This window comes from Streptomyces sp. RLA012, assembly GCF_056270325.1.
The window spans coordinates 6,795,020-6,820,988 of sequence record NZ_JBWDPA010000002.1; the positions used below are offsets into that span (position 1 = coordinate 6,795,020).

A 25,969-nucleotide genomic window follows, 5' to 3' on the forward strand; every position below is an offset into this window, starting at 1 on the left:
TCATCGGCCGTGATTCTAGGGCCGCCGGATCCTCACTCCTCCGGGTTTTTCAGTACCGGGAAACGCCTCGGTGCCACGAACAGCAGCGCCAGGAAGGCGAGCGCGGCGGCGCCGGCCGCGCCCAGGTAGACGGCGTGGACCGCGTCCGCGACCGCGTGCCGCAGATGTTCGGCGGGCGCGCCCGAGTCCAGCGCGCGCGTCACCGCGTCCAGGTCCCCGGCCCCGCCGAGCCGCGCGGCCAGCACCCCGTTGGCGATCGCGCCGAACAGGGTCGCGCCGATGGTCTGGCCGGTCTGGCGGCAGAAGAGGACCGACGCCGTCGTCGTCCCGCGTTCCTCCCAGCCGACCGTCGACTGGACGCCGATGATCAGGGGCAGTTGGAAGAGGCCCAGCGCGCCGCCGAGCAGGAGCATCAGCAGGGCCGGCTGCCAGGGCTCGCCGGGGTAGGGCAGGAGGGGGAAGGCGAGGAGGATCAGGGTGGCGGTGCCGATGCCGAGCATCGCGGTGTTGCGGAAGCCGATCCGGCGGTACACGTGCTGGCTGAACGCCGCCGACACCGGCCAGCTCAACGTCCATACGGAGAGCACGAATCCGGCGGCGACGGGGGCGAGGCCCAGGACCGCCTGCGCGTAGGTGGGCAGGAAGACCGTGGGGGCGACCATGAGCAGCCCCAGCGCGCCGAGCGCGAGGTTGACGGCGGCGATCGTACGGCGTCGCCACACCCATCCGGGGATGATCGGCTCGGCCGCCCGGCGTTCGATCACCACCACCGCACCGATCAGAGCGAACCCCGTACCGAACAGACACAGGGACGGCGGCGACAGCCAGTCCCAGGCCACCCCGCCCTGCACCAGCGCGGTCAGCAGCACACCGCCGCAGGCGAAGACGGCCAGCGCGCCCGCCCAGTCGATCCGCGGGCGGCGGCCGGACCTCTCCCGTGCCGGTTCGTGCAGATGGCGGACGATCAGCCAGAGCGCGAGCGCGCCGATGGGCAGGTTGATGAGGAAGATCCAGCGCCAGTCGGCGTACGCGGCGAGGACTCCGCCGAGGGCCGGCCCCGCGATCGCCGAGGTCGCCCACACCGTGGACAGCCTGGCCTGGATCCTGGGGCGTTCCTTGAGCGGGTAGAGGTCGGCGGCGAGCGTCTGCACGGTGCCCTGCAGGGCACCGCCGCCCAGGCCCTGCACGATCCGGAAGGCGATGAGCGCCGCCATGTTCCAGGCGGTGGCGCAGAGCAGCGAGCCGAGGAGGAAGACGGCGGCGCCCGCGATCAGCACCGGCTTGCGGCCGAAGGTGTCCGACAGCTTGCCGTACACGGGCAGGGTGACCGTCACCGCCAGCAGGTATCCCGAGAACAGCCAGGAGAAGACGGAGAAGCCGCCGAGGTCGCCGACGATCTGCGGTACGGCCGTCGACACGATGGTGGAGTCGAGCGCGGCCAGCGCCATGGAGAGCATGAGGGCGGCGATGACGCTGCCCCTGGGGCCCCGAGAGGTCCGTGGGTGCTGCGCCGCCGCGGTCCGTATCCCGGTGTCCTCCTGGCCCACTGGAGTGTCCCCTCTATTCGGTTCCCCCTGCAACTATCCGTCGTCCCACACCCTCTCATTGACCCTCACGCGGCGGGAGGGTGGACGCTGCCGGGGACCGAGGGTGGAGGCAACCCCGAGGGGTGCTCCACCGCAGGGTGGACTTCCCCTAGGGGTCCCTCCCCACAAAGGCTCGGGGGGCGTTCGTACCGGCGGAGGACGAGACGGGCGAGGGGCTTCCTTAACCTGGCTTTATGCCGCGGGGGGCGGGGCGCGGTGGTACGGGCCGGACCGCGGGGGGTGGGGTTTTCCCCCGTAGAAGACTGCGCTGGGCACCAGCGCGCCGGACCACCCCCCGCCACCAGACTTACCGACGTAGCGAAGAGCACTTCATCCGCCGACCGACCGGCCGACGGGCCGACCGGACGTCCGACCGACAGAGGAGATACACCGTGACATCGGCTGTGACCATTCCCAGGCACGGGGGCACTGGAGGGCGTACGGCCGTTGCCGCGCGAGCGCGGCAGGTCGTCAAGGCGTACGGGTCCGGGGAGACCCGGGTCGTCGCCCTGGACCACGTCGACGTGGACATCGCGCGGGGGCAGTTCACCGCGATCATGGGCCCCTCGGGGTCCGGCAAGTCCACGCTGATGCACTGCCTCGCCGGGCTCGACACCGTGACGAGCGGCCAGATCCACCTCGACGAGACCGAGATCACCGGGCTCAAGGACAAGAAGCTCACGCAGCTGCGCCGGGACCGGATCGGGTTCATCTTCCAGGCGTTCAACCTGCTGCCGACGCTGAACGCGATCGAGAACATCACGCTGCCGATGGACATCGCGGGCCGCAAGCCGAACAAGGGCTGGCTGGACCAGGTGGTGGAGACCGTCGGCCTCGCGGACCGGCTCAAGCACCGGCCGAGCCAGCTCTCCGGCGGCCAGCAGCAGCGCGTCGCGGTGGCCCGGGCGCTGGCCGCGCGGCCCGAGATCATCTTCGGCGACGAGCCGACCGGAAACCTCGACTCCCGGGCGGGCGCCGAGGTACTGGGCTTCCTGCGCCGCTCGGTGGACGAACTCGGCCAGACCATCGTGATCGTGACGCACGACCCGGTGGCGGCCTCGTACTCGGACCGCGTGCTGTACCTCGCGGACGGCCGGATCGTCGACGAGATGCACCAGCCGACGGCCGATCAGGTGCTGGACCGCATGAAGGACTTCGACGCCCGGGGGCGTACGTCATGACCGTCCTCAAGACCTCGATGCGCAACTTCTTCGCGCACAAGGGGCGGATGGCGCTGTCGGCGGTCGCGGTGATGCTGTCCGTGGCCTTCGTCTGCGGCACCCTGGTGTTCACCGACACCATGAACACGACGTTCGACAAGCTGTTCGCCGCCACCTCCGCCGATGTCACCATCTCGCCGAAGGCGGCGAAGAGCGACGACACCCCGCAGAACGGCAAGCCGGACTCGGTGCCCGCGTCCGTCCTGACGCGGGCCCAGCAGGTGAACGGCGTCAAGTCCGCCGAGGGCGCGGTCAGTTCGATGAACGTGACCGTCGTCAACAGCGCCAACAAGAACATGGGGTCCAGCAACGGGGCCCCGACCATAGCCGGCAACTGGACGCACAACGACCTGCGTTCGATGGAGATCACCTCCGGTCACGCCCCGCGCGGGCCGACCGAGACGATGGTCGACGCCGACACCGCCGACAAGCACCACCTCAAGCTCGGCGACGAACTGCGGACCATCACGGTCACCGGTGACTTCAAGGCCAGGATCGTCGGCATCGCCACCTTCAAGGTGACCAACCCCGGTGCCGCCGTCGTCTACTTCGACACCGCCACCGCCCAGCGTGAACTGCTCGGCACCACCGGCCGGTTCACCAACATCAACCTCTCCGCCGCCACCGGTGTCACCAACGACACGCTCAAGCAGGACGTCATCGCCTCCGTGGGCGCCGGCGCCTACAAGGTGCAGACGCAGAAGGAGTACGCGGACGAGAACCGCTCCGGCGTCGGCTCCTTCATGGACGTCATCAAGTACGCCATGCTCGGCTTCGCCGGGATCGCCTTCCTGGTCGGCATCTTCCTGATCATCAACACCTTCTCGATGCTGGTCGCCCAGCGCACCCGTGAGATCGGCCTGATGCGGGCGATCGGCTCGTCCCGCAAGCAGATCAACCGGTCGGTGCTCGTCGAGGCGACGCTCCTCGGTGTCTTCGGCTCGATCCTCGGTGTCGCCGCGGGCGTCGGCCTCGCGGTCGGCCTGATGAAGCTCATGTCGGCGGCGGGCATGGACCTGTCGACCCGCGATCTGACGGTGAAGGCGACGACTCCGGTCGTCGGAGTCCTTCTCGGCGTCGTGGTCACCGTCCTCGCCGCCTATCTGCCCGCCCGCCGGGCCGGCAAGGTCTCCCCGATGGCCGCACTGCGCGACGCCGGTACGCCGGCGGACGGCAAGGCCGGTCTCGTCCGCGGCATCATCGGCCTGGTCCTCACCGGCGCCGGAACCTTCGCGCTCTTCACGGCGGCCCACGCGGACAAGGCGACCGACGGTTCGCTGATGCTGGGCGCGGGTGTCGTCCTGACCCTGATCGGGTTCGTCATCATCGGCCCGCTGCTCGCGGGCGGTGTCGTCCGGGTGATCAGCGCGGTGCTGCTGCGCTTCTTCGGCCCCGTCGGACGGATGGCGGAGCGCAACGCGCTGCGCAACCCCCGCCGTACGGGAGCCACCGGCGCGGCCCTGATGATCGGCCTGGCCCTGGTCGCCTGCCTGTCGGTGGTCGGCTCCTCGATGGTCGCCTCCGCGACCGACGAACTCGACAAGTCGGTCGGCACCGACTTCATCATCCAGGGCAACCAGCGGATCGTCCCGCAGGCGGCCAAGACCATCGAGTCCACGCCCGGTCTGTCGCACGTCACCCACTACCGGGAGCTGGAGGCCACGCTCACCGCCCCGGACGGCACCTCGGACACCGACGGCGTCACCGCCGCCGACCCCTCCTACGCACAGGACCTGCACCGCAAGACGACGGCCGGTGAACTGACCGCCGCCTACGGCACGAACGCGATGTCCGTCGGCTCCGAATTCGCCACCAAGCACCACATCAAGCTCGGCGACACCCTGACCGTCGCCTTCAAGGGCGGCAGCACGGCGAAACTCAAGGTCGCCGCGATCACCGACGACGACGTGGTCATCGACCAGGGCGCGCGGTACGTGAGCACGCAGACCATGCGGAAGTACCTCCCGGCCGACCGGATCCCGCCGGACGAGATCATGTTCGCCAGCGCCAAGGACGGCCAGGAGAAGCAGGCGTACGCGGCCCTGAAGAAGTCCATGGAGCAGTACCCGCAGTACGAGGTCCGCGACCAGACCGACTACAAGCAGGAGCTCAAGGACCAGATCGGCCAGCTCCTGAACATGGTCTACGGCCTGCTCGCCCTCGCCATCGTCGTCGCGGTCCTCGGCGTGATCAACACCCTCGCCCTGTCGGTGGTGGAGCGGACGCGCGAGATCGGCCTGATGCGCGCCATCGGGATGTCCCGCCGCCAGCTGCGCCGCATGATCCGCCTGGAGTCGGTCGTCATCGCCCTCTTCGGCGCGCTGCTCGGCCTCGGCCTGGGCATGGGCTGGGGCGCCACCGCCCAGAAGCTCCTCGCCCTGGAGGGCCTGAAGGTCCTGGAGATCCCCTGGCCGACCATCATCGCGGTGTTCGTCGGCTCGGCGTTCGTGGGCCTGTTCGCCGCCCTGATCCCGGCGTTCCGGGCGGGCCGGATGAACGTCCTGAACGCCATCGCCACCGACTGATCGCCACCGACCAGCCGACGTGAGCCGGCGTGAGCCGCCGCAAAGCCACCGTGCACGGGGGTTACGGGGGACGGGCCCGGCCCAGGAGGACTTCACCTCCTGGGCCGGGCCCGTGGTCGTACTCGCTGCCTCAGGTGCGCCGCTTCGGGAGTACGCAGCCGTGGGTGGGCGAGGACCGGCCGCGCCCACGCGGCGAGTCGCACGATGCCGCGCTCCGCGCCCCTGACGAGCCCCTGACGACCCTCTGACGCGCCCCTGATGCGCCTCTGAGGCGTCCTTGAGGCGTCCTTGAGGCGCTCCTGTCGGAGCCGGTCGGCATGATCCGGCCCTGGGACGTGGGCGTTGTCCACAGGCCCGGCATGAGCGGGCGCGCCGTCGTAGGCTGGAGGCCCCCGGCCCGTCTCGACGTGTCGGGCGGTTCGCGTTGCCCACTCTCCGGGATGGAAGCCCTTCATGAGCCTGCACGGTCTGCTCGACGCCGTCGTCAAGGACGCCGCCCTCACGGAAGCGGTGAAGGCCGCCACCGACGGCAACCGGATGCATGTCGACCTGGTCGGCCCGCCCGCGGCCCGCCCCTTCGCGGTGGCGGCCCTGGCCCGCGACGCCGGCCGCCCCGTACTGGCGGTGACGGCGACGGGACGCGAGGCCGAGGACCTGGCCGCGGCGCTCAGGTCCCTCCTCCCGGCGGACACGGTCGTGGAGTACCCGTCGTGGGAGACGCTCCCGCACGAGCGGCTGTCCCCCAGGTCGGACACGGTCGGCCGCCGTCTCGCCGTCCTGCGCCGGCTGGCCCACCCGCGCCCCGACGACCCCGAGACCGGTCCGGTCTCGGTCGTCGTCTCCCCGGTCCGTTCCGTACTCCAGCCGCAGGTCAAGGGCCTGGGCGACCTGGAACCCGTCGCGCTGCGCACCGGCCAGAGCGCCGACCTGGGCGCGATCGTCGAGGCGCTCGCGGCAGCCGCGTACTCCCGGGTCGAGCTCGTCGAGAAGCGCGGCGAGTTCGCCGTGCGCGGCGGCATCCTGGACGTCTTCCCGCCCACCGAGGAGCACCCCCTGCGGGTGGAGTTCTGGGGCGACGACGTCGAGGAGATCCGCTACTTCAAGGTCGCCGACCAGCGCTCCCTGGAGGTCGCCGACCACGGCCTGTGGGCGCCGCCCTGCCGCGAGCTGCTCCTCACGGACGAGGTACGCGAGCGCGCCGCCCGGCTGGCCGAGGAGCACCCGGAGCTGGGCGACCTGCTCGGCAAGATCGCCGAGGGCATCGCCGTGGAAGGAATGGAGTCGCTGGCTCCGGTCCTGGTCGACGACATGGAGCTGCTGCTCGACGTGCTGCCCAAGGGCTCGATGGCCGTCGTCTGCGACCCGGAGCGGGTACGCACGCGGGCCGCGGACCTGGTGGCGACCTCGCAGGAGTTCCTGCAGGCGTCCTGGGCGGCGACGGCCGGGGGCGGCGAGGCCCCCATCGACGTCGGCGCGGCCTCCCTGTGGGCCATCGCGGACGTCCGGGACCGGGCGCGCGAGCTGGGCATGATGTGGTGGTCGGTGTCGCCGTTCGCGGCCGACGAGGAGCTCGACGCGGACACCCTCAAGCTGGGCATGCACGCCCCCGAGACCTACCGCGGCGACACGGCCAGGGCGCTCGCCGACACCAAGGGCTGGCTCGCGGACGGCTGGCGCACGGTGTACGTCACCGAGGCGCACGGCCCCGCCGCCCGTACCGTCGAGGTCCTCGGCGGCGAGGGCATCGCGGCCCGCCTCGACGCGGAGCTGGCGGACATCACCCCGTCCGTCGTCCACGTCTCGTGCGGCTCGATCGACTACGGCTTCGTGGACCCGGCGCTCAAGCTGGCGGTCCTGACGGAGACCGACCTCTCCGGTCAGAAGGCGGCCGGCAAGGACGGCGCGCGGATGCCGGCCCGCCGCCGCAAGACGATCGATCCCCTGACCCTGGAGGCCGGCGACTACATCGTGCACGAGCAGCACGGTGTCGGCCGCTACATCGAGATGGTGCAGCGCACGGTGCAGGGCGCGACCCGCGAGTACCTGGTCGTGGAGTACGCGCCGGCCAAGCGCGGTCAGCCCGGCGACCGCCTCTACATCCCCACCGACCAGCTGGAACAGATCACCAAGTACGTCGGTGGCGAGGCCCCCACCCTGCACCGCCTGGGCGGCGCCGACTGGACGAAGACCAAGGCGCGCGCCAAGAAGGCCGTCAAGGAGATCGCCGCGGATCTGATCAAGCTGTACAGCGCGCGGATGGCGGCCCCGGGGCACGCGTTCGGCTCCGACACGCCGTGGCAGCGCGAGCTGGAGGACGCCTTCCCGTACGCGGAGACCCCCGACCAGCTCACGACCATCGCCGAGGTCAAGGAGGACATGGAGAAGACGGTCCCGATGGACCGCCTGGTCTGCGGCGACGTCGGCTACGGCAAGACGGAGATCGCGGTCCGTGCGGCCTTCAAAGCGGTGCAGGACGGCAAGCAGGTCGCGGTCCTGGTGCCCACGACGCTGCTGGTGCAGCAGCACTTCGGGACCTTCTCCGAGCGCTACTCGCAGTTCCCGGTGAACGTCCGCGCCCTGTCCCGCTTCCAGACCGACACCGAGGCGAAGTCGGTCCTGGAGGGCCTGCGGGAGGGCGCGGTGGACGTCGTCATCGGCACCCACCGGCTGTTCTCCGCCGAGACGAAGTTCAAGGACCTGGGCCTGGTCATCGTCGACGAGGAGCAGCGCTTCGGCGTCGAGCACAAGGAGCAGCTGAAGAAGCTGCGCGCGAACGTCGACGTCCTGACGATGTCGGCCACTCCCATCCCCCGCACGCTGGAGATGGCGGTGACGGGCATCCGGGAGATGTCCACGATCACCACCCCGCCGGAGGAGCGGCACCCGGTGCTGACCTTCGTGGGTCCGTACGAGGAGAAGCAGATCGGCGCGGCCATTCGCAGGGAGCTGCTCCGCGAGGGCCAGGTCTTCTACATCCACAACCGGGTGGAGTCGATCGACCGCGCGGCCGCGCGACTCAGGGAGGTCGTCCCGGAGGCACGCATCGCGACGGCACACGGCCAGATGGGGGAGCAGGCCCTGGAGCAGGTGGTCGTCGACTTCTGGGAGAAGAGGTTCGATGTGCTCGTGTCGACGACGATCGTCGAATCCGGCATCGACATCTCCAACGCCAACACGCTGATCGTCGAGCGCGGCGACAACTTCGGCCTCTCGCAGCTGCACCAGCTGCGCGGACGCGTCGGACGGGGCAGGGAACGCGGTTACGCGTACTTCCTCTACCCCCCGGAGAAGCCCCTGACGGAGACCGCGCACGAGCGGCTCGCGACCATCGCGCAGCACACCGAGATGGGCGCGGGCATGTACGTGGCGATGAAGGACCTGGAGATCCGCGGCGCGGGCAACCTGCTCGGCGGCGAGCAGTCGGGTCATATCGCGGGGGTCGGCTTCGACCTGTACGTCCGGATGGTCGGCGAGGCGGTCGCGGACTACCGCGCCTCCCTGGAAGGCGGCGTCGAGGAGGAACAGCCCCTGGACGTCAAGATCGAGCTGCCGGTCGACGCGCATGTCCCGCACGACTACGCGCCCGGCGAGCGGCTGCGCCTGCAGGCCTACCGTGCCATCGCCTCCGCCAACACGGAGGAGGACGTGAAGTCCGTACGGGAGGAACTCGTCGACCGCTACGGCAAGTTGCCCGAGCCGGTGGAGAACCTGCTGCTCGTGGCGGGCCTGCGGATGCTCGCGCGGTCGTGCGGTGTGGGTGAGATCGTGCTCCAGGGCAACAACATCCGCTTCGCACCGGCGGAGTTGCGCGAGTCCCAGGAACTCCGCCTCAAGCGGTTGTACCCGGGCACGGTCATCAAGCCGGCCGCCCGCCAGCTCCTGGTCCCCCGCCCGAAGACGGCGAAGGTCGGCGGGAAGCCGCTGGTCGGGCGGGAGTTGCTGGGATGGACGGGTGAGTTCCTGGCGACGATTCTCGGGTCGTAGTCGTGGTCGTGGTCGCAGTCGCAGTCGTGGCGGCCAGGGGGTGGATGGGGGAGGGGTAGGCCAGGTGCGGGCGTGCGAGGTGCGCGCGGAGGGGTACGGAGGGGCGCGCGTAGGTGCGGATAGGTGAGCTGGGGCGGGTGACGGGCGCGACTCCGCGCGCCCTGCGCCACTACGAGCAGGCGGGGCTGATCGAGTCGCGGCGCGCGGCGAACGGCTACCGCGTGTACGAGGAGCGGACCGTCACCCGCGTACGCAACATCCGCCACCTGCTGTCCGCCGGCCTCACCCTGGACGACGTGCGCGTCTTTCTGTCCTGCCTGGACCGGGACGTGGCGGCGATGCCCGCGTCCGAGGAGGCGCTGCGGGTGGCGCGGGAACGTCTGGCCGTGATGGACGAGCGGATCGCGGCACAGCTGGCCGTTCGCGAACGGTTGGCCGGGGCGTTGCGGGAGGCGGGGGCTTCGCGTGCGGTGGAGACTCCGCGTGCGGCGGGGGCTTCGCATGTGCTGGAGGGTTCGCGTGCGGCGGACGGTTCGCGTGTGGCGGACGGTTCGGGCGTGGCCGGGGCTTCGCTCAGGTGAGGACGGCGCCTCCGTCGACCGGGAGGACGACGCCGGTGACGAACGAGGCATCGGGTGAGGCGAGTTGGGTGATCGCCCAGGCGACCTCCCCGGGTCGGCCGACGCGGCCCAGCGGGGTGTGCGCGAGCTGCCACGCGCGGATCGCAGCGGTCTGCTCCGCGGTGAAACCGGAGTGTGTGTTGATGGGGGTGGCGATCGCACCGGGGGCGACCGCGGAGACCCGGATGCCGCGTGGGGCGAGTTCGACGGCCCAGCTGCGGGTGAGCAGTTCGAGCGCGGTCTTGGTGGCGGCGTAGAGGGAGTTGCCGGGCCAGGCGCGCAGGCCCACGGACGTACTGACGTTGACGACGACACCCTGGCTCTCGGTGAGCGCCGCAAGCGCGGCCTGGGTCAGCAGGACGGGCGCGGTGAGGTTGGTGGCGAGCAGCGGCTCGACGGACGCCCGCGTGTAGCCGCCGAGGGACTCCGTCCGTACGATCCTCGCGTTGTTGACCAGGACGTCGAGGCGCCCTTGGGTGTCGAGGACCCTGCGGATGATGTGGACGGGTCCGTCATGGGGGTCCTCGGCGGTGATGTCGGCGGCGAGCGGGGTGATGCCGGGGTGTCCGGCGGCGGTCTCCGCGAGGGGTTCCGGACGGCGCCCGACGGCGACGACCTGTGCGCCCTGCGCGGCGAACGCGCGGGCGGTGGCGCGGCCTATGCCGGTGCCGGCTCCGGTGACGAGGACGGTACGGGCGGTGGTCTCGGCGTTCTTCGTGGTCTCCGAGTTCCCCGTGATTCCTGTGTTCTTCGTGATCTCCATGGGGGGGATCGTCGGACCCTGCCGCCAGGGACAAGGTCAAGGGCGGGACGGCAGGGTCACGCCGACGATGACTGGAACAGCATTCCCGTCAGGGTGTGGAAGACCTCCTCGGGGTTCTGTTCACCGAGCGGGCCGTCCAGGTTGTGGCTGAGGAGCAGCGTGGCGAAGCCGTGGGCCAGGGACCAGGCGGCGACTCCGGCGAGACGGGGGTCGATGCCGGGTTCCGTGTGCCGGGCGGCGACCGCCGTGCGCAGGCGGTCCGCCGTGAGGGCGCGGGCCGTGGTGAGTTCGAGGTCGTTCTCGCGCAGCAGCTCCGGTGTGAACATCACCTGGAAGTGCGCGGGGTGCTCGCGCGCGAAGCGTACATAGCGGACGCCCGCGTCGCGTAGGTCCGTGGCCTCCGCGAGCGCGGCCGACAGCAGTTCGTGGCCCTCGGCCGCGATCGCGGTGAGCAGGCCGGTGCGGTCCTTGAAGTGGTGGGCGGGAGCCGCGTGCGAGACGCCCGCCCGGCGGGCCAGGTCGCGCAGGCTCAGCGCGGACGGCCCCTCGGCGGCGATGACGTCGAGGGCGGCGCTCAGGATCGCGCGACGCAGGTCGCCGTGGTGGTAGGGGCGTTCGGCGGTGGTCTTCATGGGCATCAGCGTACGCGCAATCTAGTCGTTGACAAGTTCGGCGGGATGGGGCAATCTTGTCAGTGTCAAGTTGTTGAATGGGTGGGAACGGACGGGACGAGGGGGTTCGTCATGTCGGAGAACGGCAGTGAGGTCGACGAGATGGTTCAGGGGGACGGTGCCGGCGCTGGCGCCGGTGTTGACATCGGCATCGACATCGAGCTGGGTGAGGTGCGTCGACTGTGGCACCTGCTGGAGCCCCTGCACGCGGTGTTCTACTACGCGCCCGAGGTCTTCGAGGAGGCGGCCGCGCTCGGGTACGGGACGGGGGAGCGCTGGCCGTCGTACTTTCCCTTCCGCGCCGCGCCGTTGGGGCCGGTCGGCAGCGAGCGCGTGACGTCGGCCTTCTACAGCTTCAGTCCGCGGATGGTCGCCGAGCACATGGACTCCGCATGGGTCACGGCAAGCCCCGCGGAGGTGCTGAAGGCGAGGGTGCGCGCGATGGACCGGGCGTACCGGGCGATCCTCGGCGACCGCGTGACAGGTCCCGAACTCGCCGAGGCCGCCCGGCTGCTGCGCCGCGTCGCCGAGGCGGTGAACACCGCGGGCCGCCCCATGGCCGCCGCCAACGTGGAGATTGCGTGGCCCGAGGCTCCGCACCTCCAGTTGTGGCACGCGGCGACGATCCTGCGTGAACATCGGGGCGACGGTCACCTCGCTGCGCTGCTCGTCGCCGGGCTCGACCCGGTCGAGGCGCTCGTCTCGTTCGCGGCGATCGGAGCGGCCTCCGTCGAGCGCTTCGAGAGTCGCGGCTGGAGCCCGCAGGAGTGGAGCGCGGCCCGTGAACGGCTCGTCGCGCGCGGCCTCGTGACCGACTCGGGTATCGCCACGCCCGAGGGGCGCGCGATACGGGCCGAGGTCGAACGCCACACGGACGAACTGGCCGCCGCCCCCTGGCGCGCCCTCACCCCCGCCGAGCGCGCCCGCCTCGTCGAGCTGCTGGGCGAGTTCTGGGTCGCGGTGCTGGGCTCGGGGCTGCTGCCTTCGGAGTCGACGCTGGGCATCGGAAAGGTGTGAGGCGCGGGACACCCGGGCTCAACGCGAAGCCGCCCGCGGGAGGTTGATCGTCGCGGACGGCTTCGGTGTCACGGTCGGTCGCTCTGCGGGTGGGCCGTGCCTCGGTGCGTCTCCGAGTGACCGCTGTTCGGAGCGCTCGGGCCTCGGGTGCTGACGGCTGTTCGGCGGCTGTTCGGCGGTGTCCGGGCCGTTCCGGCGTCTCGGGCTGACGGCGGTTCAGGCCGACCGGTGACGCCTGCGCGGGTGACGCCTGCGCTGGTGGCGACGGTGCGGGAGGACATCCGTTCCGAGCCGAGCCGTTCCGAGCCAAGGCGTCCGGGCCAAGGCCGGTCGGCGCTAAGGCTGTTCGGGCCGGTCGGTCGGGTCGCGGTCCATGCCCATCGCGCCCTCGATCTTCTGCTGCGCGTCGTCGACCTGCTTCGTGTACTTGTCGCCCGTCTTCTCGTTGATGTCCCGCTCGGCGGTGTCGGACAGGTCCTTGCCCTTGGACTTCGCCTGGCCCTTGAATCTGTCGAAGATGCCCATGCGGAAGCTCCTTCCGGAGGTACGTCACCACCGACGATACGCCCGGCGTGCACCTATTGCCCGTTGAAGGCGGGTATGGCCCCGGCATACCGGCCGCTACCGTGGGCACCAGGGGAAATACGCCCGTACAGGGCGGACCCGGGGAGGCAAGGGGAGGGGCGTCGTGGTGCGTCTGAGGGGTGGGGCGGTCGCGTCCGCACTGGTGCTGTTCGCCGTCGGTGCCGGAGTCGGCGGCTGCACGGAGGACACCATCGGTTCCGCGGGACCGCAGGGGACAGGGGCCGGCGGTGCCGCGCTCACCGCGGTGAACTCACTGACCGTCAAGGGGCGCGCGCCCAAGACGGGGTACAGCAGGGCGAGGTTCGGTACGGCCTGGGCCGACACGGACTCCAACAAGTGCGACACCCGTGACGACATCCTCAAGCGGGACCTGAAGAAGGTGAGGTTCACCGGCGGCACCTGCAAGGTCACCTCCGGCACGCTCGACCCCGACCCGTACTCCGGCAAGGACGTGACGTTCAAGCGCGGCCGCAGCCTGGTGGACATAGACCACGTGGTCGCGCTCTCGGACGCCTGGCAGAAGGGTGCCAAGTACTGGGATCCCAGTAAGCGGATAGCGCTGGCCAACGACCCGCTCAATCTCCTGTCCGTCGACGCGAGCACCAACCGCAGCAAGGGTGACGGCGACACCGCGACCTGGCTCCCGCCCAACAAGGGGTATCGCTGCGCGTATGTGGCCGCGCAGGTGGCCGTGAAGAAGAAGTACGGGCTGTGGGTCACCAGCGGGGAGAAGGCCGCGATGAAGAAGGTGCTCTCCGAGTGCCCCGGCCAGAAGCTCCCCTCGGGCGGCAACCCGACCCAGGCACCGAAACGTTTCCACGCGAACTGACACGGTCCGCCCCGGCCCACCCGGAGCACCTGGGGTGCCCGGAGCACCTGGGCTGCCAGGGCTGCCCGGGGTGCCCGGGGTGCCCGGCTTGGCCGGGCTCTCGGAGCCGGTTGACGGGCGGTCGGTCACCGCGAAGTCAGCACGATGCGTTGGCCGGGGGCGGTGGGCGTGTTCCAGGCCTGCTCGACCTCGGAGAGGGGAAGGGCGAGAGGGGCCACGGTCAGGGCGCCGGAGGCGATCTCCGCGGCGAGGGCGGGAAGTTCGGCGAGGATTCCGGCGGTGCTGACCGAGCCCTGGCCGCTGCCCATGATCTGCAGGTTCGCCGCACGGAGGTAGGCGGAGGGGAGGGTGATCCCGGTTCCGGCCATGGAGCCGATCTGGATCCAGGCCAGCGGTTTGCTGCGCTCGGGGCGGGCGGTGAGCAGGGCGGGCATGGCGTGTTCGGTGGCGGGGCCCCACAGGTAGTCGATGACGACGTCCGCGTCGCCCGCGCTCCGGCCCAGGTGGTCGGCGACCTTCTCGGGGTCGCCGAGGAGGGAGACGGTCTCGTCCGCGCCCAGGGCGGGCAGGAGGTCCAGGCGCTCGGGGTCGCGGCCGGCGGCCACGACATGGGCGGCGCCGAGGTGTTTGGCGATCTGTACGGCGAGTTGGCCGGCGTTGCCGGTCGCGCCGAGGATCAGGACGCGGGCGTCGGGCGGGAGGGTGACACGGCGGCGGAGGGCCACCCAGGAGGACATGCCGGGGTTCATCGCGGCGGCGACCGCGACCGGGTCGGTGTCGTCCGGGAGGGCGATGGCGCGGCGGCGGTCGACGACGGCCTGCTCGGCCATGGTGCCGGCGGCGTTGTCCGGGGCGACGAAGTAGAGGAGTTCTCCCTGCGCGGTGCGGCCGACCGCGTCGATGCCCGGGATCAGGGGCAGGGCGTCGTCGGAGGTGTAGTGCGTGCCGTTGGCGCCGGAGCGCACCCGTGGGTGGAGCCCGGCGGCGAGGACGTCCACCAGGATCTCGTGTTCCCCGTCGGGCCGGGGGGTGTCGATGGTGTCGTAGCGGGGCGGGGCGGGGCGTCGAAGGAGTGGACTACGGCGGCGTGCATGGGTGGTCGGCCTCCTGGCCTCCTGGCCTCCTGGCCTCGGGGATCGCGGATTGGGATCGGGGATCGCGGATTGGGATCGGGGATCGGGGGTTGGGTATCGCGGAACAATGGTTTGTGTCGCGTACTACTTTGACGGTAGTTGGTGGCGCGTACTACGTCAAGGTAGTTTGTGATGCGTATCAAGCTGGGCGGATCCGCGTCCCAGGCCGAGCACCGAGAAGAGGAAGCCGCCATGCCGCCCAGACACCCCCTGGACCCGTCGGGCGACCAGAGGGTCGATGAACCGCAAGGCACCGTCGACGCATTGGTGCAGCTGTCGTTCCTGGTCCAGGGCATGCTGGCGAGCATCGCGGCCGAACACGACCTGTCCCTCGTCCAGGCCCGGCTGCTCGGCATCCTGCGCGACCGTCGGCCCGGCATGCTCGAACTCGCCCGTCACCTCGGCCTGGACAAGTCCTCCATGACGGGTCTGGTCACCCGCGCCGAGAAGCGCGGCCTGGTTCAGCGCCACCCCTCGCCCGACGACGGCCGGGCCGTCCTGGTCGCTCTCACTCCGCTCGGGCGAGAGCTCACCGACCGGTGCACCGCCGAGATGGGCCGGCGGGTCGCCGCACTCACCGCGTCGCTCACACCCACCGAACACACCCGGATCCGCACCCTGGCCACGAAGCTCCTGCAGCACGCTCCGACCGCCGACACCGACACCGGCGCCGACGCTGACGACAAGGTCAACGGCAGCGGCAATGCCAGCGGCAGCGGTAGCGGCGGTGGCAGCGGCGGGCGGTGAGCGACCTCATCCGGACACCGCGACCACGTGCTTGCCCAGGACGCCGCCGCGTTCGAACGCCTGGTGCGCGGCGACGATGTCCGTCAGCGGGTACACGCTGTCGACCACGGGACGCAGCGCACCCGAGGCGACACGGTCGGCCAGGTCGCGCAGCACGGCGGTGTCCGGGTTCGCGCTGAAGGTACGGATGCGGCGGGCGCCGTACACGCTCGACGCGGCGATCGCGGCCAGGGCGGGGCCCGACAGCCCGACGGTCACCATCCGGCCGCCCTTGGCCAGCCTGCTTCGGTAGCAGTTCAGTTCCGTGCCGACCGTGTCGACGATGACGTCGAACGGGCCGAGTCGGTCCGAGGTGGTGGTGCCGTAGTCGAAGACCTTGTCGGCACCCAGGTCGGTGAGGGCCGCGGCGTGGCGGTCGCGGGCCAGCGCGGTGACGTGGCAGCCCAGGGCGTGGGCGAGTTGGACGGCGGCCGTGCCGACTCCGCCCGCCGCGCCGCGGACCAGGACCCGTTCCCCGCTCGCGAGGTGCACGGTGTCCCGCAGCGCGATCAGCGCCGTCGCGCCCGCCACGACCAGGGAGGCGGCGTCGCCCGGTGACAGTTCCGCCGGGGCGGGGGCGAGGCGGTTCGCGGGGACCACGACGTACTCGGCCGCCCCGGCGGTGAGGTGCCGCTGCCGGGGGTGCACCGTGCCCCAGACCCGGTCCCCGGTCCGCAGGCCCTCGACGCCGGTGCCGGTTTCGGTGACGACACCGGCGAAGTCCAGCCCCGTGCCGAGCGGGAACCGGCGTCCCGAGACGATCTTCATCTCCCCGGCACGGACGATCACGTCGTGTCCGTTCACGCTGGACGCCTCGACCGACACCAGTACCTCACCCGCGCCGGGGGCGGGGCGCTCGACGTCGTTGACCCGCAGTACGTCCGCCGCGTCGCCGTAACCGGTGATCTGAACGGCCTTCATGGCGCTGTCCCTTCCGTGGTCGGTCCACCGTCGGCCCGTGGTCGGCTGTTACAGCTCCGATCCTGGGCCCTGGCCGCCGCGGCAGGGTCGTTCGCTCTTTCCTGGGACTGGCAGACCCACCTTCACGGGCCGCGCCGCGGGCATACTGGCGCCGTGACCGACGATCCCGTAGCTGCCGTGACCGACGATCCCCGACACGAACTCGCCGAGTTCCTGCGGACCCGCCGAACCCGGGTGCGTCCGCAGGACGTCGGCCTGGAACCCGGCCCGCGGCGGCGCGTCGCCGGGCTGCGGCGCGAGGAGTTGGCCCTGCTGGCCGGGGTGAGCTCGGACTACTACCAGCGCATGGAGCAGGGGCGCGACGTAAGGCCCTCCGACCAGGTGCTGGACGCCCTCGCCCGTGCTCTCAACTTCTCCGCCGAGGAGACCCGCCACCTGCACAGCCTGGCCGTCGCCGCGCGCACACCCGCCCGGCGCCCCCGTGCGTACGCGCCGGAGGAGGTGCCGCCCACCACTCTGCGGCTGCTGCGCACGATGACCTCGCCCGCCGTGGTCGTCGGTCGTTTCCTGGACCTGCTGGCCTGGAGCCCGCTCGCTGGTGTCCTGCTCGGCGAGTTCACCGAACTGCCGCGGGCGGACCGCAATCTGCTGTCGCTGCTCCTGCACCCGGAGGCCGACCAGGCCTGCCCGGAGCGGGCCGCCACCGTCGCCGAGCTGACCGCGATGCTGCGCAGCCAGGTCGCCGCCGAGCCCGGGCACCCGCGCGCCGTCGAGCTGGTCGGCGAACTCGCCGTCCGCAGTGATGAGTTCGCGACGCTGTGGGCCCGCCACGACGTGGAGGACACGATCCGCGGCCGGATGCGCGTCAACCACCCGCTGGTCGGGGAACTGAACCTGGACTGGGACGCGTACCCGATGCCGGGCACCCCCGGCCCCCTGCTCATCGTCTACACCGCCGAGGAAGGCGGCCCCGACGCCGAGCGACTCCAACTGCTCGCGGGCCTGATCAACGCCTCCGGCGGTCGCTAGGCCGAGCGGAGCGCGGGGTGGTGCGAGTCGGGGCCGCCGCGCGCGGCCCCGGGGCGCGTCAGCGAGTGACCGGCAGGGCCGCGGCGAACCGGTGGCCGTCGGCGCGGGTCTGGACCGGGAAATCGACCTTGAGGGCGCCCTCCTGGCCCTCGACGGTCAGGTGGGTGACCACCTTGAGGCCCAGGAAGGTCTTCTTGGGCGCGCTCGCGGTGACGTACGGGCGCGGGAGGTTCATCAGCAGCTTGCCCGGCTTGCCACCGCGGTTGCCGTCGAAGAACAGGATCCGCTGGTTCGTCAGGACGATGTACATCGGGCGCGGCGTGACCGTCGCCATGACCGTGCCCGCGCTGAGCACGCCGACCAGCGCCGCGGTGAGGGCCTGCTTGCGCACCGAGACCGTTCCGATGCCGGCCAGACTGGTGAGTTCGACCTGCTCGTCCTGGAGCAGCAAGGGGGCCGAGGTCTCCAGCAGTTGTCTGGCGCGGCGGGCGTTGAGTGCCATGGGTGGGGCTCCTGGTGCGGTAGGGAACGGTAGGGATGGGTGAGGCTGAAGCGGAAGCTGAAGCGGAAGCGGAAGCGGACGAGGGTGGAGGACGGGGACGGGGGCGAGGGTGAGGGCGAGGGCGAGAAGAGCGCGAGTGGCCTGGCTCCCCGCCCGCGAGGCCGGCCGCGCGCAGCCCAGTGCGCGTCCGCGCAAGGCGAACGTGCGGTGAGCGTGCGGTGGGGGTGCGCGACGGCCGTAGGGGTGCGTCCGGCTCTCGTGGGCCAGGTGCGGCGGATGTCGTCTGTCCTCTGTCGTCGCCCCTTGCCCGTCCATGGATTGTTTCAAGCCATCGGAAAGGCGGGAGGTCTCTCCACACAAGGCGAACCCAAGTTCGAGTCATGGTCGGGTCGAGCAAGGTCATCGAATAGTCAAGTCGACCCCCTTATGTGCTGTTTGGGCAGTGTGTTCCCACAGCTTCCGCACACCTGACCGGAAATCGCCTTCAACCCGCCACTTACCATCCGCTCCATGCCGACCGACACATCCCTCCCACCCCCCGACTTCGAGCTCGCCTCCGCCTTTCCCGAGGCCGGCTGGCTGCGGCAGGCCGCCGCCGCGCGGGACTGGGCGGCGATCCGGCACTACGCCGACGGGCTTCCGCACGGGGTCGAGCGGGCCTTTCTCGTCCGGGTCGTCGCCGAGGTGCCCGGTGTCGAACACCCTTTGCGGGAACTCGTCGGCGCCGCCCCCGACGACGTACTGGCCCTGACGCTGCTCGGGACCCGCGAGGTCGAACTCGGCTGGGAGATCCGGAGCAGCGCGCGTGCGCAGCACGTCAGCCGGGAGCAGTTCGCGGGGCTGCACGCGCACCTGCGGCAAGCCGAGCGGCTGCTCATCCGCGCCACCGCCCTCGACCCGTCCCACGACGCGGCCTGGGCCGCACGTCTGACCACGGCCATGGGGCTGCAACTCGGGCAGAACGAGGCGCGACGGAGGTACGACCGGCTGGCCGCGTACCACCCGTACCACTTCACCGGTCAGGCCCGGCTGCTCCAGCAGCTGTGCCCCAAGTGGAGCGGGAGCTGGGCGGCCGCGCACGGGTTCGCCCGCGAGTGCCTGTTGAACGCACCCGAAGGGGCGCTCAACGGCGGGCTGGTGGCGGAGGCGCACCTGGAGCACTGGCTCGCACTCTCCGACGGGCGCGAGCGCACCGAGTACCTGCGCCAGGCCCACGTGCACGCCGAACTCGTCGAGGCCGCCGAACGCTCCGTGCTGCACCCGCACCACCGGCCGGCGTACGGCTGGGTCACCGTCCAAGGCGTCTTCGCCGCCCTGTTCTCGCTGATCGGCGACACCGCCCGCGCCGCCGCGCACTTCCGCGCGTTGGGCAACCTGGCCTCCGAGTACCCCTGGAGCTACCTCGGCAAGCCCGCGGACGCGTACACACGACACCGCGCCGCCGCCCTCGGAAGAGGCTGAGCGGATGCGGAACAACACAGGCAGAGGCGGACGATGAGCCAGGGCATCCATCACACCGAGGTCGACGGCATACCCACCCTCTTCGCGTACGCCGCCGGGCCGATGCGCGCCGGACTGGTCTTCCGTGTCGGCGTCGCCGACGAGACGCTCGCCGGGGCCGGGATCACCCACCTGGTCGAGCATCTGGCGCTGCACCGCCAGGGCCTGGCCGACTACCACTTCAACGGCGCGACCAAGGCCGCGTTCACCCACTTCCACGTGACGGGCGCCGAGCACGAGATCGTCGCCTACCTCGGCGGCGTGTGCACCTCCCTCCTCGACCTGCCCATGGAACGGCTGGAGACCGAGAAGGAGATCCTGCGCACCGAGGAGGCGCGACGGGAGAGCGGCCAACTGCCGCTGTGGCGGTACGGGGCACGGGGGTACGGGCTGGTCAGCTACCCGGAGTGGGGGGTACGGGGGCTACGGCCGGACGACGTACGGGAGTGGGCGCAGCGGTGGTTCACGCGGGACAACGCCGTGCTGTGGATCGCCGGGGAGCGGCTGCCGGCCGGGCTCTCGCTCAAGCTGCCCGCCGGTGCGCGCAGGCCGATGCCCGCCGTCACCTCCGCCCTCCCCACCGCTCCCGCCTACTTCTCCGACGGCAAGGGCGGCGTCCTGCTCGACGCCGTCGTCACCGACACCACCGCCGCCCGGGTGTACGCCGGAGTCCTGGAACGCGAACTCTCCCGCTCCCTGCGCCAGGAGGGCGGTTACTCGTACACGGCGGCCGGCGACTACGCCTCCCGCCGGGACGGCTTCGCGACCGTCACCGCCTTCGCGGACGCCCTGCCCGCCAAGCAGGACGCGGTGCTCGGCGGGTTCGTCGACGTGCTCGCGGGGCTTCAGGCCGGCCGGATCGCCCAAGGCGACCTGGAGGCCGTACGTACCCGTACCGACGCCACGCTGACCGCGCCCGACGCGGCCGTACGACGGCTGCCGGGCGCGGCGGAGGACCTGCTGGCCCACCGTCCGCCGCGCGGGCTCGACGAGTTGCGGTCCGAGCTGTGGGCGACCACGCCGCAGCATGTGCACGCGGTGGCGCTGGAGGCCGCCGGGACGGCACTGCTGCAGGCACCCGCGGGGCACACCGCCGACTGGGCGGGCTACACCGCGGCCCCGACCACCTCGTCGTACACCGTCCAGGGCACGCGATTCGACTCCGTGCGCAAGGACGGTTCCGCCCTCGTCGTCGGGGGTGAGGGAGTCAGCCTGACGGTGGGCAAGGAGCGGGCCACCGTGCTCTTCCGTGCCTGCGCCGCCCAGCTGAGCTGGGCCGACGGCGGGCGCCGGTTCATCGGTACCGACGGACTGTCCGTGGAGGTGGAGCCCGGGGAGTACGGGATCGACGCGCACACCATGGCGACCATCGACGCGGCGGTGCATCCGACCGCGGTGGTTCGACTGCCGCCTCGGCAGCGGCGGCAGGAGCGTGCCGCCCCGTCGTCGGCGGGCGAGGCCGGGGGTTCCGCCGGTGCCGTTCAGGAGGGAGCGTCGGCACGGCGTACCGGCGGTCAGACGGCGATGCTCGTCATCTTCGGGGTCCTCGCGGGGCTCTGGTCCCTCCTCGCCCTCGCGTTCACCGTCTTCGGGGCCTCGGATCCGGAGACCAGCACCGGTGAATGGGCCGGGCTCACCGTCTTCCTCTGGGGCATCGACGCGCTGCTGGCCTGGCCCGCCGTACGGGTGGTGCGCAGTACTCGACGGAGGTGAGGCGTCGGCGGGGAGCCGATGGGTACCAACGGGAACTGACGCGTACCGACGGGTGCCGACGGGTGCCTTCGTCCCGGGTCCGGGTCCGGGCCAGTTCCTAGCGCATGTACGGGTTGCTGTGCGGTGGAGCCGGGAACGGAACCCCGCTCACCACCGCGTTCTTCGGTCCCCGTCGGTCGAACACCGCGAACAGCAGCAGCCCCACCGCCATCATCATGGTGAAGACCACGACCATGCCGAGGACGGTGTCACCCGCCCCGTCCGGCTGGAAGGACGCCCACGGCAGGATCACCAGCTCGTACAGCAGGAACGCGGCGAAGGCGAACCAGTCCGAGCCCCGGCCGCGGCGTATCGCCACGTACAGGAACGGCACCCACACCAGCAGACCCAGCGTCACGATCACCAGAACCGACCATGCGATCCGCTGGGCCCAGCCGGCCTCCAAACGCTTACTCATCACGCCCCCCGAGCCTCCCCGAGAAGGTTCTCGGAGGCGTCATACTCCCATCCGGCAGGTCATGCGCGCTGGTGTTCGTCCTTCAGGGACGTGACGATCTGCGCCGCCAGCTTCTTCGCCGTGGCCGCCCCGTTGTCGTGTCCGTCCGTGGACATGACGCTGACGACGTCGGTTCCGGTGCGGACGGCGATCAGGGTGGAGCCGTTCTCCCAGGCGCTGTCGGTCAGGGTGATGGTGTACGCGGAGTCGCCCAGGCCGGGGGTGGTGGCGCCGGCGACCTTCACCTCGGTGTGCGTCTGGGAGTCGGTGAAGGTCGCGCAGGTGGCGGCGGTCTTCGCCAGGTCCGTCAGCACGGTCGCCGAGCTCGCGCCGCGGTAGGTGTCGACCTCCTGGGCGATGTCCTCGGAAGTGGCCTTGCTGACGTAGTCGTTCTGGGCGAAGGACACCCCCGAGTCGCCGGTGATCGCTATCCAGCTGGTGCCGCCGAGCAGGGAGCAGTCCGGCTTCGGCGCGGGGGAGGAGCCAGGCGTGGAGTACGTGGTGCCGGAGTCCCGCACACCGCTGGGGTCGACCGCGAAGCCGGAGGCGAAGAAGGACGCCGGAGCGAGCGCGTTCTTGAGCCGCGTACCCGTCAGCAGACCGGCGTTGGGGTCCTTGGCGGCCGTCGACCTGGACGCCGTCGCCTTGGAGTCGGCGGAGGAGTGGTCGTCGGTTCCGGAGGAGCAGGCCGACAGGGTCAGCGGGAGCACGGCTGCGGTGAGCAGCACCTTGGCCGCGCGGGAGGGGTGGCGCATCTGGATCTCTGAGTCCTTCGTCGATGACCGATGGGATGACTGGAACGTTCGGTCCGGGCGGACTCTAAAAGGTGCACAGGACATGCACAGGCATGAGCGTGTCAAGTTTCGGCAAAAGAGGGAGATGGGAGGCCAGGAGCTCCATGGGCTCAAACGTTTTTGCCGTGCCTTGAGGGAATCTTGTGATTATTGGGGTGCAGGGTTTCCCGATAGGTGACGTGGCGTCGGTTACGGTGCGATCCGCCCCGGGCGCCGGGGGCCCGGACACCTTTCGCAGGTGGACGGGGAATGGGCGCCATCCGGGGCCCGGTCGTCTTTGATTCGTCGTTGGTTCGTCTTTGGGTCGTACGCCGCGCGCCTCGCGTGCCGCTTGTCGCGCGTTCGCGCGCCGCGCCGTACGCGTGTCAGGAATGGGGTGGGGATGTCCAGCCATCGGATGTCCAAGAAGGGCCGTTACATCGCTTGGGCGACGGCCGGCGTGGCCGTGGTCGCCGGAGCCGGGATCGCGGCGCAGACGTCGATGGCGGCGACCACCTGGCCCGCGCAGCGGACGTTCACCGGTCGTGCCTTCGACACCTGCGCCGCGCCCTCGGCGGCCGCGATGAAGGCCTGGCACACCGGTTTCTACGGGGCGGCCGCCGTGTACATCGGCGGCAAGAACCGCGGGTGCAGCCAGCCCAACCTCACCGCGTCCTGGGTGAAGTCGGTCAGCGCGCTGGGCTGGAAACTCATCCCGCTGTACGTCGGTGCCCAGCCGTCGTGCCAGACGGGTTCCAACCCCGAGAAGCTCACCGCCACCAACGCCGCCTCGCTCGGCGCCACCGACGCCGCGGACGCCGTGGCCAAGGCGTCCGCGCTGGGGATGAAGGCGGGCAGCCCGATCTACCTGGACATGGAGTCGTACGACATCACGAACACGGCGTGCAACAAGGCCACGCTGACGTACATACGCGCCTTCGACAAGACACTGAAGGCCAAGACGTACCGGTCCGGGTTCTACGGCTTCCGCAGCTCCAGCGCGAAGGCCGTCGCCGACGCCACCGACCGCACGGATCTGCCGGGCAACCTCTGGTACGCCCTGTGGGACGCACAGAACACGACCACCTCGGACTGGCCGTTCGCCGCCGACCGGTGGACCAACCACAGCCGCGCCCACCAGTACATGGTCAACAGCAAGGAGGTCCGCGGCGGTTACACGATCACCGTGGACCGCGACGCCTGGGACGCACCGGTCGCCATCACCGGCTGAGCCGGCCGACGAAGGAGTGGGGCATGAGCATCCCGTCGGTGCGCATACCGCGGCCCATGACCGTACGGGCCGGGGGCGCGGCGGTTCCCGTCGTCGGCCCCGGGCCGCTCCGCCCCGCTCCGTCCCCTGTGACCGCTCCGTCCCTCGTGGATCCTCCGTCCTTCATGACCGCCCCGCGGAGAGAAGGCCGGAGGGAAGGCCGGGTGGACCGGAGTGCCTTAGGGGCGTTCCGCCCGGTCCCGGCCGGCCGTCGACAGCCACGCGGCGACCGCTAGACGGAAAGTACGAGACATCCAGTGGCCAGGCGGGTCGGGCAGGTGCCGTGGGCGCGGCGCGTGAAGACGGCACGTGACGCCGTGCGGGGGTCGTGGCTCGCAGCCGCCGCGCGGGCCGTGCTCCAGTGGCCGCGGGTGCTGGGCGCCCGAGGGGTTGCGATGGTGGCGGGTGCCGTCACCGTGGCGGGCGCCGTGGCCGTCACCGGATACCTCCTCTCCCGTGGCGGCGACACCGGCCGGCGGCTGCCCGACACCCGGGCCCGGCACTACAAGCACGTCGACGCCTGCCTGCTGACCGGCAAGGAGGGGATCACGGCCGGGACCACCGCGGCCGAGGTCTGGAAGGGCATGCGGGACGCGTCCCTCAAGACCCACGCGCGCGTGAGCTACGTACCGGTGACCGGCGAGCAGTCCACGGCCAACGCGAGGCCGTACCTCGACGGTCTGCTGAAGCGCTCCTGCGACGTGGTCCTGGCGGCGGGAAAACCCGAGGTCACGGTCGCCGCGCAGACCGCACCGCGCTACCAGGAGGTCGACTTCGTACTGGTGGGGGACGCCGGGACCGTCCCGACGACCGGCAAGAACATCATCGTGGCCCGCACCGGCGACGGCCTGCGCACCGAGGTCGCCAGGGCCGTCGAACGCGAGGTGCACGCGCGCGGCTAGTCGGCGGCCAGCCGAACGAGACGCGCCTGCGCGCGGCCGGCCGTCGGTCGTACGAGTGGGCCGACCATGGGTCGTACGAGTGGGCCGACGGTCGGTCGTACGAGTGGACGGTGGCTGTCCCGCGCGACACAGGAGCCGCGGCGGTACCTGAAGTCTCCGCGAATCGTTGGTCGAATGGCTGGCCGAGAGCCGGGCCACTGCCTACCATCGATCACCGCAAGACTTTGTGCACCGTCGCACAATCTCCTCGGGAGGTTTCCTTGCACCGCCGCCGTCGCACCGCGTTCGTCCTATCCGCCGTGATCGTCGCCGCGGCCCCCCTTCTCTCCGCGTGCGGCGGCGAGGCGCACCCAGGCGCCGCGGCCGTCGTCGGTGGTCAGCGGATCACGGTCGCACAGCTGGAGAGCCGGGTGAACGAGGTGCGCTCGGCGCAGCGGGCCGCCGTCAAGGACGAGGCCCAGTACGAGCAGGCCATCGCCAAGACCGGCAGCCTCACCCGCGACACCCTGCACACCATGGTTCTCGACCGGATTCTCGACCGGGCGGCCAAGGACGCGGGTGTGACCGTCACCCGCAAGGACACCCAGCAGATGCGGGAGGAACTGGAGCGGCAGGCGGGTGGCGCGCAGGCGCTGGAGACCGCCTGGCTGCAGCAGTACGGGGTCGCGCCGCGGCGTCTCGACGACAACCTCCGCACCGAGATCGAGGCCCAGAAGCTGGCAGCCACGCTCGGCGCCGACATGAACACCACCGAGGGCAAGGCCGCCTTCTGGAAGGCCATGTCCGAGGCCTCCAAGAAGCTGAACGTCGACCTCAACCCGCGTTACGGCGCCTGGGACGTCCAGAAGAGCAGCCGTGTCGATGTGAAGACGCCGTGGCTGCGGGAGGTCACGCCGACCGGGACGCAGCAGACGGCGTAGCGGAACCGGCGACCGGCATGAAGCGGAACCGGTGACCGGCATGAAGCGGAACCGGTGACCGGCATGAAGCGGAACCGGTGACCGGTGGCTGGCGACCGGCGCCTGGCGACCGGCGGTCGGCGTGAAGCCGCGGACGGTCGGGGGTGTGGATGATCAAGGCTGTGGACAGTCGGGGCTGTGGACGGTCAGGGCTGTGGATGGTCGGGGCTGTGGATGAAACACGG

General features: G+C 71.1%; 21 protein-coding genes and 1 pseudogene. 13 read left to right on the forward strand and 9 right to left on the reverse strand.

All coding sequences use genetic code 11. From position 1 onward, the window contains the following. Positions 1 to 32: 32 nt before the first annotated feature. Complete coding sequence (locus RV986_RS31325; protein WP_475924498.1) at positions 33 to 1,526, reverse strand: MFS transporter; 1,494 nt, start codon at positions 1,524 to 1,526, stop codon at positions 33 to 35. A gap of 452 nt (positions 1,527 to 1,978) precedes the next feature. On the opposite strand from RV986_RS31325, the gene RV986_RS31330 reads away from it, so the two are divergent. The 4 genes and pseudogenes from RV986_RS31330 to RV986_RS31345 form a co-directional block, all read left to right on the forward strand. After that, positions 1,979 to 2,767, forward strand: a complete 789-nt coding sequence (locus RV986_RS31330) for an ABC transporter ATP-binding protein (RefSeq protein ID WP_475920596.1) — start codon at positions 1,979 to 1,981, stop codon at positions 2,765 to 2,767. Beyond that, on the forward strand, positions 2,764 to 5,331 hold the full coding sequence (locus tag RV986_RS31335; RefSeq protein WP_475920597.1) for an ABC transporter permease: 2,568 nt from the start codon (positions 2,764 to 2,766) through the stop codon (positions 5,329 to 5,331). Before RV986_RS31330 ends, RV986_RS31335 begins: the two co-directional genes overlap by 4 nt. Positions 5,332 to 5,784: 453 nt before the next feature. After that, positions 5,785 to 9,315 carry a transcription-repair coupling factor gene (gene mfd, locus RV986_RS31340; RefSeq protein WP_475920598.1) on the forward strand — a complete coding sequence of 1,177 codons (3,531 nt, stop codon included), beginning with the start codon at positions 5,785 to 5,787 and terminating at the stop codon, positions 9,313 to 9,315. Between the two features lie 113 nt (positions 9,316 to 9,428). Then, positions 9,429 to 9,773, forward strand: a pseudogene (locus RV986_RS31345) (MerR family transcriptional regulator); the annotation flags it as partial. Between the two features lie 115 nt (positions 9,774 to 9,888). Here RV986_RS31345 and RV986_RS31350 read toward each other — a convergent pair. After that, the gene (locus tag RV986_RS31350; RefSeq protein ID WP_475920599.1) at positions 9,889 to 10,698 is read right to left on the reverse strand and encodes an SDR family NAD(P)-dependent oxidoreductase; all 810 of its coding nucleotides are present in this window, start codon (positions 10,696 to 10,698) and stop codon (positions 9,889 to 9,891) included. 56 nt (positions 10,699 to 10,754) lie between these two features. After that, on the reverse strand, positions 10,755 to 11,336 hold the full coding sequence (locus tag RV986_RS31355) for a TetR/AcrR family transcriptional regulator (RefSeq protein ID WP_475920600.1): 582 nt from the start codon (positions 11,334 to 11,336) through the stop codon (positions 10,755 to 10,757). 135 nt (positions 11,337 to 11,471) lie between these two features. Between RV986_RS31355 and RV986_RS31360 the strand changes: the two genes are divergently transcribed. Continuing rightward, entirely contained in the window at positions 11,472 to 12,386 is a 915-nt protein-coding gene (locus RV986_RS31360) for an SCO6745 family protein (protein ID WP_475924499.1), read from the forward strand. 336 nt (positions 12,387 to 12,722) lie between these two features. Here RV986_RS31360 and RV986_RS31365 read toward each other — a convergent pair whose 3' ends face one another. Then, positions 12,723 to 12,911 carry an antitoxin gene (locus RV986_RS31365; protein ID WP_475920601.1) on the reverse strand — a complete coding sequence of 63 codons (189 nt, stop codon included), beginning with the start codon at positions 12,909 to 12,911 and terminating at the stop codon, positions 12,723 to 12,725. Between the two features lie 163 nt (positions 12,912 to 13,074). On the opposite strand from RV986_RS31365, the gene RV986_RS31370 reads away from it, so the two are divergent. After that, positions 13,075 to 13,800 carry an HNH endonuclease family protein gene (locus tag RV986_RS31370; protein ID WP_475920602.1) on the forward strand — a complete coding sequence of 242 codons (726 nt, stop codon included), beginning with the start codon at positions 13,075 to 13,077 and terminating at the stop codon, positions 13,798 to 13,800. 125 nt (positions 13,801 to 13,925) lie between these two features. On the opposite strand, the gene RV986_RS31375 is transcribed toward RV986_RS31370, so the two are convergent. Next, a complete protein-coding gene (locus RV986_RS31375) occupies positions 13,926 to 14,798 on the reverse strand; it encodes a zinc-binding dehydrogenase (RefSeq protein WP_475920603.1) in 873 nt (290 codons plus the stop codon). Positions 14,799 to 15,065: 267 nt separating this feature from the next. Here RV986_RS31375 and RV986_RS31380 point away from each other — a divergent pair, with 267 nt between their 5' ends. Further along, the gene (locus tag RV986_RS31380; RefSeq protein WP_475920604.1) at positions 15,066 to 15,680 is read left to right on the forward strand and encodes a MarR family winged helix-turn-helix transcriptional regulator; all 615 of its coding nucleotides are present in this window, start codon (positions 15,066 to 15,068) and stop codon (positions 15,678 to 15,680) included. Positions 15,681 to 15,686: 6 nt separating this feature from the next. On the opposite strand, the gene RV986_RS31385 is transcribed toward RV986_RS31380, so the two are convergent. Then, positions 15,687 to 16,640 (reverse strand): NAD(P)-dependent alcohol dehydrogenase, encoded by a 954-nt coding sequence (locus tag RV986_RS31385; protein ID WP_475920605.1) that lies wholly within the window; start codon positions 16,638 to 16,640, stop codon positions 15,687 to 15,689. Between the two features lie 153 nt (positions 16,641 to 16,793). Here RV986_RS31385 and RV986_RS31390 point away from each other — a divergent pair, with 153 nt between their 5' ends. Continuing rightward, positions 16,794 to 17,669 carry a helix-turn-helix transcriptional regulator gene (locus RV986_RS31390; RefSeq protein WP_475920606.1) on the forward strand — a complete coding sequence of 292 codons (876 nt, stop codon included), beginning with the start codon at positions 16,794 to 16,796 and terminating at the stop codon, positions 17,667 to 17,669. A gap of 58 nt (positions 17,670 to 17,727) precedes the next feature. Here RV986_RS31390 and RV986_RS31395 read toward each other — a convergent pair whose 3' ends face one another. Then, positions 17,728 to 18,171, reverse strand: coding sequence for a hypothetical protein (locus tag RV986_RS31395; RefSeq protein ID WP_475920607.1), 444 nt, complete (start codon positions 18,169 to 18,171; stop codon positions 17,728 to 17,730). Positions 18,172 to 18,681: 510 nt separating this feature from the next. On the opposite strand from RV986_RS31395, the gene RV986_RS31400 reads away from it, so the two are divergent. Further along, on the forward strand, positions 18,682 to 19,632 hold the full coding sequence (locus tag RV986_RS31400; RefSeq protein WP_475920608.1) for a hypothetical protein: 951 nt from the start codon (positions 18,682 to 18,684) through the stop codon (positions 19,630 to 19,632). A 33-nt stretch (positions 19,633 to 19,665) separates the two neighbouring features. Further along, positions 19,666 to 21,384 carry a peptidase M16 family protein gene (locus tag RV986_RS31405; protein ID WP_475920609.1) on the forward strand — a complete coding sequence of 573 codons (1,719 nt, stop codon included), beginning with the start codon at positions 19,666 to 19,668 and terminating at the stop codon, positions 21,382 to 21,384. Between the two features lie 97 nt (positions 21,385 to 21,481). Here the strand turns inward: RV986_RS31405 and RV986_RS31410 are convergent, their stop codons facing one another. Next, entirely contained in the window at positions 21,482 to 21,841 is a 360-nt protein-coding gene (locus tag RV986_RS31410) for a hypothetical protein (RefSeq protein ID WP_475920610.1), read from the reverse strand. A gap of 59 nt (positions 21,842 to 21,900) precedes the next feature. Further along, positions 21,901 to 22,635, reverse strand: a complete 735-nt coding sequence (locus RV986_RS31415; protein WP_475920611.1) for a hypothetical protein — start codon at positions 22,633 to 22,635, stop codon at positions 21,901 to 21,903. Between the two features lie 421 nt (positions 22,636 to 23,056). Between RV986_RS31415 and RV986_RS31420 the strand changes: the two genes are divergently transcribed. The 3 genes from RV986_RS31420 (at position 23,057) to RV986_RS31430 (ending at position 25,745) form a co-directional block, all read left to right on the forward strand. Beyond that, positions 23,057 to 23,884, forward strand: a complete 828-nt coding sequence (locus tag RV986_RS31420; protein WP_475920612.1) for a glycoside hydrolase domain-containing protein — start codon at positions 23,057 to 23,059, stop codon at positions 23,882 to 23,884. A gap of 335 nt (positions 23,885 to 24,219) precedes the next feature. Further along, entirely contained in the window at positions 24,220 to 24,825 is a 606-nt protein-coding gene (locus RV986_RS31425) for a hypothetical protein (protein ID WP_475920613.1), read from the forward strand. 260 nt (positions 24,826 to 25,085) lie between these two features. After that, positions 25,086 to 25,745 carry a SurA N-terminal domain-containing protein gene (locus tag RV986_RS31430; RefSeq protein WP_475920614.1) on the forward strand — a complete coding sequence of 220 codons (660 nt, stop codon included), beginning with the start codon at positions 25,086 to 25,088 and terminating at the stop codon, positions 25,743 to 25,745. The last annotated feature ends 224 nt before the right edge of the window (positions 25,746 to 25,969 follow it).

Excerpts from the sequence above, each read along its gene's own strand:
- RV986_RS31335 (WP_475920597.1), top strand. The coding sequence starts at position 2,764 with ATGACCGTCCTCAAGACCTCGATGCGCAACTTCTTCGCGCACAAGGGG.
- mfd (WP_475920598.1), top strand. The coding sequence starts at position 5,785 with ATGAGCCTGCACGGTCTGCTCGACGCCGTCGTCAAGGACGCCGCCCTC.
- RV986_RS31350 (WP_475920599.1), bottom strand. The coding sequence starts at position 10,698 with ATGGAGATCACGAAGAACACAGGAATCACGGGGAACTCGGAGACCACG.
- RV986_RS31355 (WP_475920600.1), bottom strand. The coding sequence starts at position 11,336 with ATGCCCATGAAGACCACCGCCGAACGCCCCTACCACCACGGCGACCTG.
- RV986_RS31360 (WP_475924499.1), top strand. The coding sequence starts at position 11,472 with ATGGTTCAGGGGGACGGTGCCGGCGCTGGCGCCGGTGTTGACATCGGC.
- RV986_RS31365 (WP_475920601.1), bottom strand. The coding sequence starts at position 12,911 with ATGGGCATCTTCGACAGATTCAAGGGCCAGGCGAAGTCCAAGGGCAAG.
- RV986_RS31380 (WP_475920604.1), top strand. The coding sequence starts at position 15,066 with ATGCGTATCAAGCTGGGCGGATCCGCGTCCCAGGCCGAGCACCGAGAA.
- RV986_RS31385 (WP_475920605.1), bottom strand. The coding sequence starts at position 16,640 with ATGAAGGCCGTTCAGATCACCGGTTACGGCGACGCGGCGGACGTACTG.
- RV986_RS31395 (WP_475920607.1), bottom strand. The coding sequence starts at position 18,171 with ATGGCACTCAACGCCCGCCGCGCCAGACAACTGCTGGAGACCTCGGCC.
- RV986_RS31400 (WP_475920608.1), top strand. The coding sequence starts at position 18,682 with ATGCCGACCGACACATCCCTCCCACCCCCCGACTTCGAGCTCGCCTCC.
- RV986_RS31405 (WP_475920609.1), top strand. The coding sequence starts at position 19,666 with ATGAGCCAGGGCATCCATCACACCGAGGTCGACGGCATACCCACCCTC.
- RV986_RS31410 (WP_475920610.1), bottom strand. The coding sequence starts at position 21,841 with ATGAGTAAGCGTTTGGAGGCCGGCTGGGCCCAGCGGATCGCATGGTCG.
- RV986_RS31415 (WP_475920611.1), bottom strand. The coding sequence starts at position 22,635 with ATGCGCCACCCCTCCCGCGCGGCCAAGGTGCTGCTCACCGCAGCCGTG.
- RV986_RS31420 (WP_475920612.1), top strand. The coding sequence starts at position 23,057 with ATGTCCAGCCATCGGATGTCCAAGAAGGGCCGTTACATCGCTTGGGCG.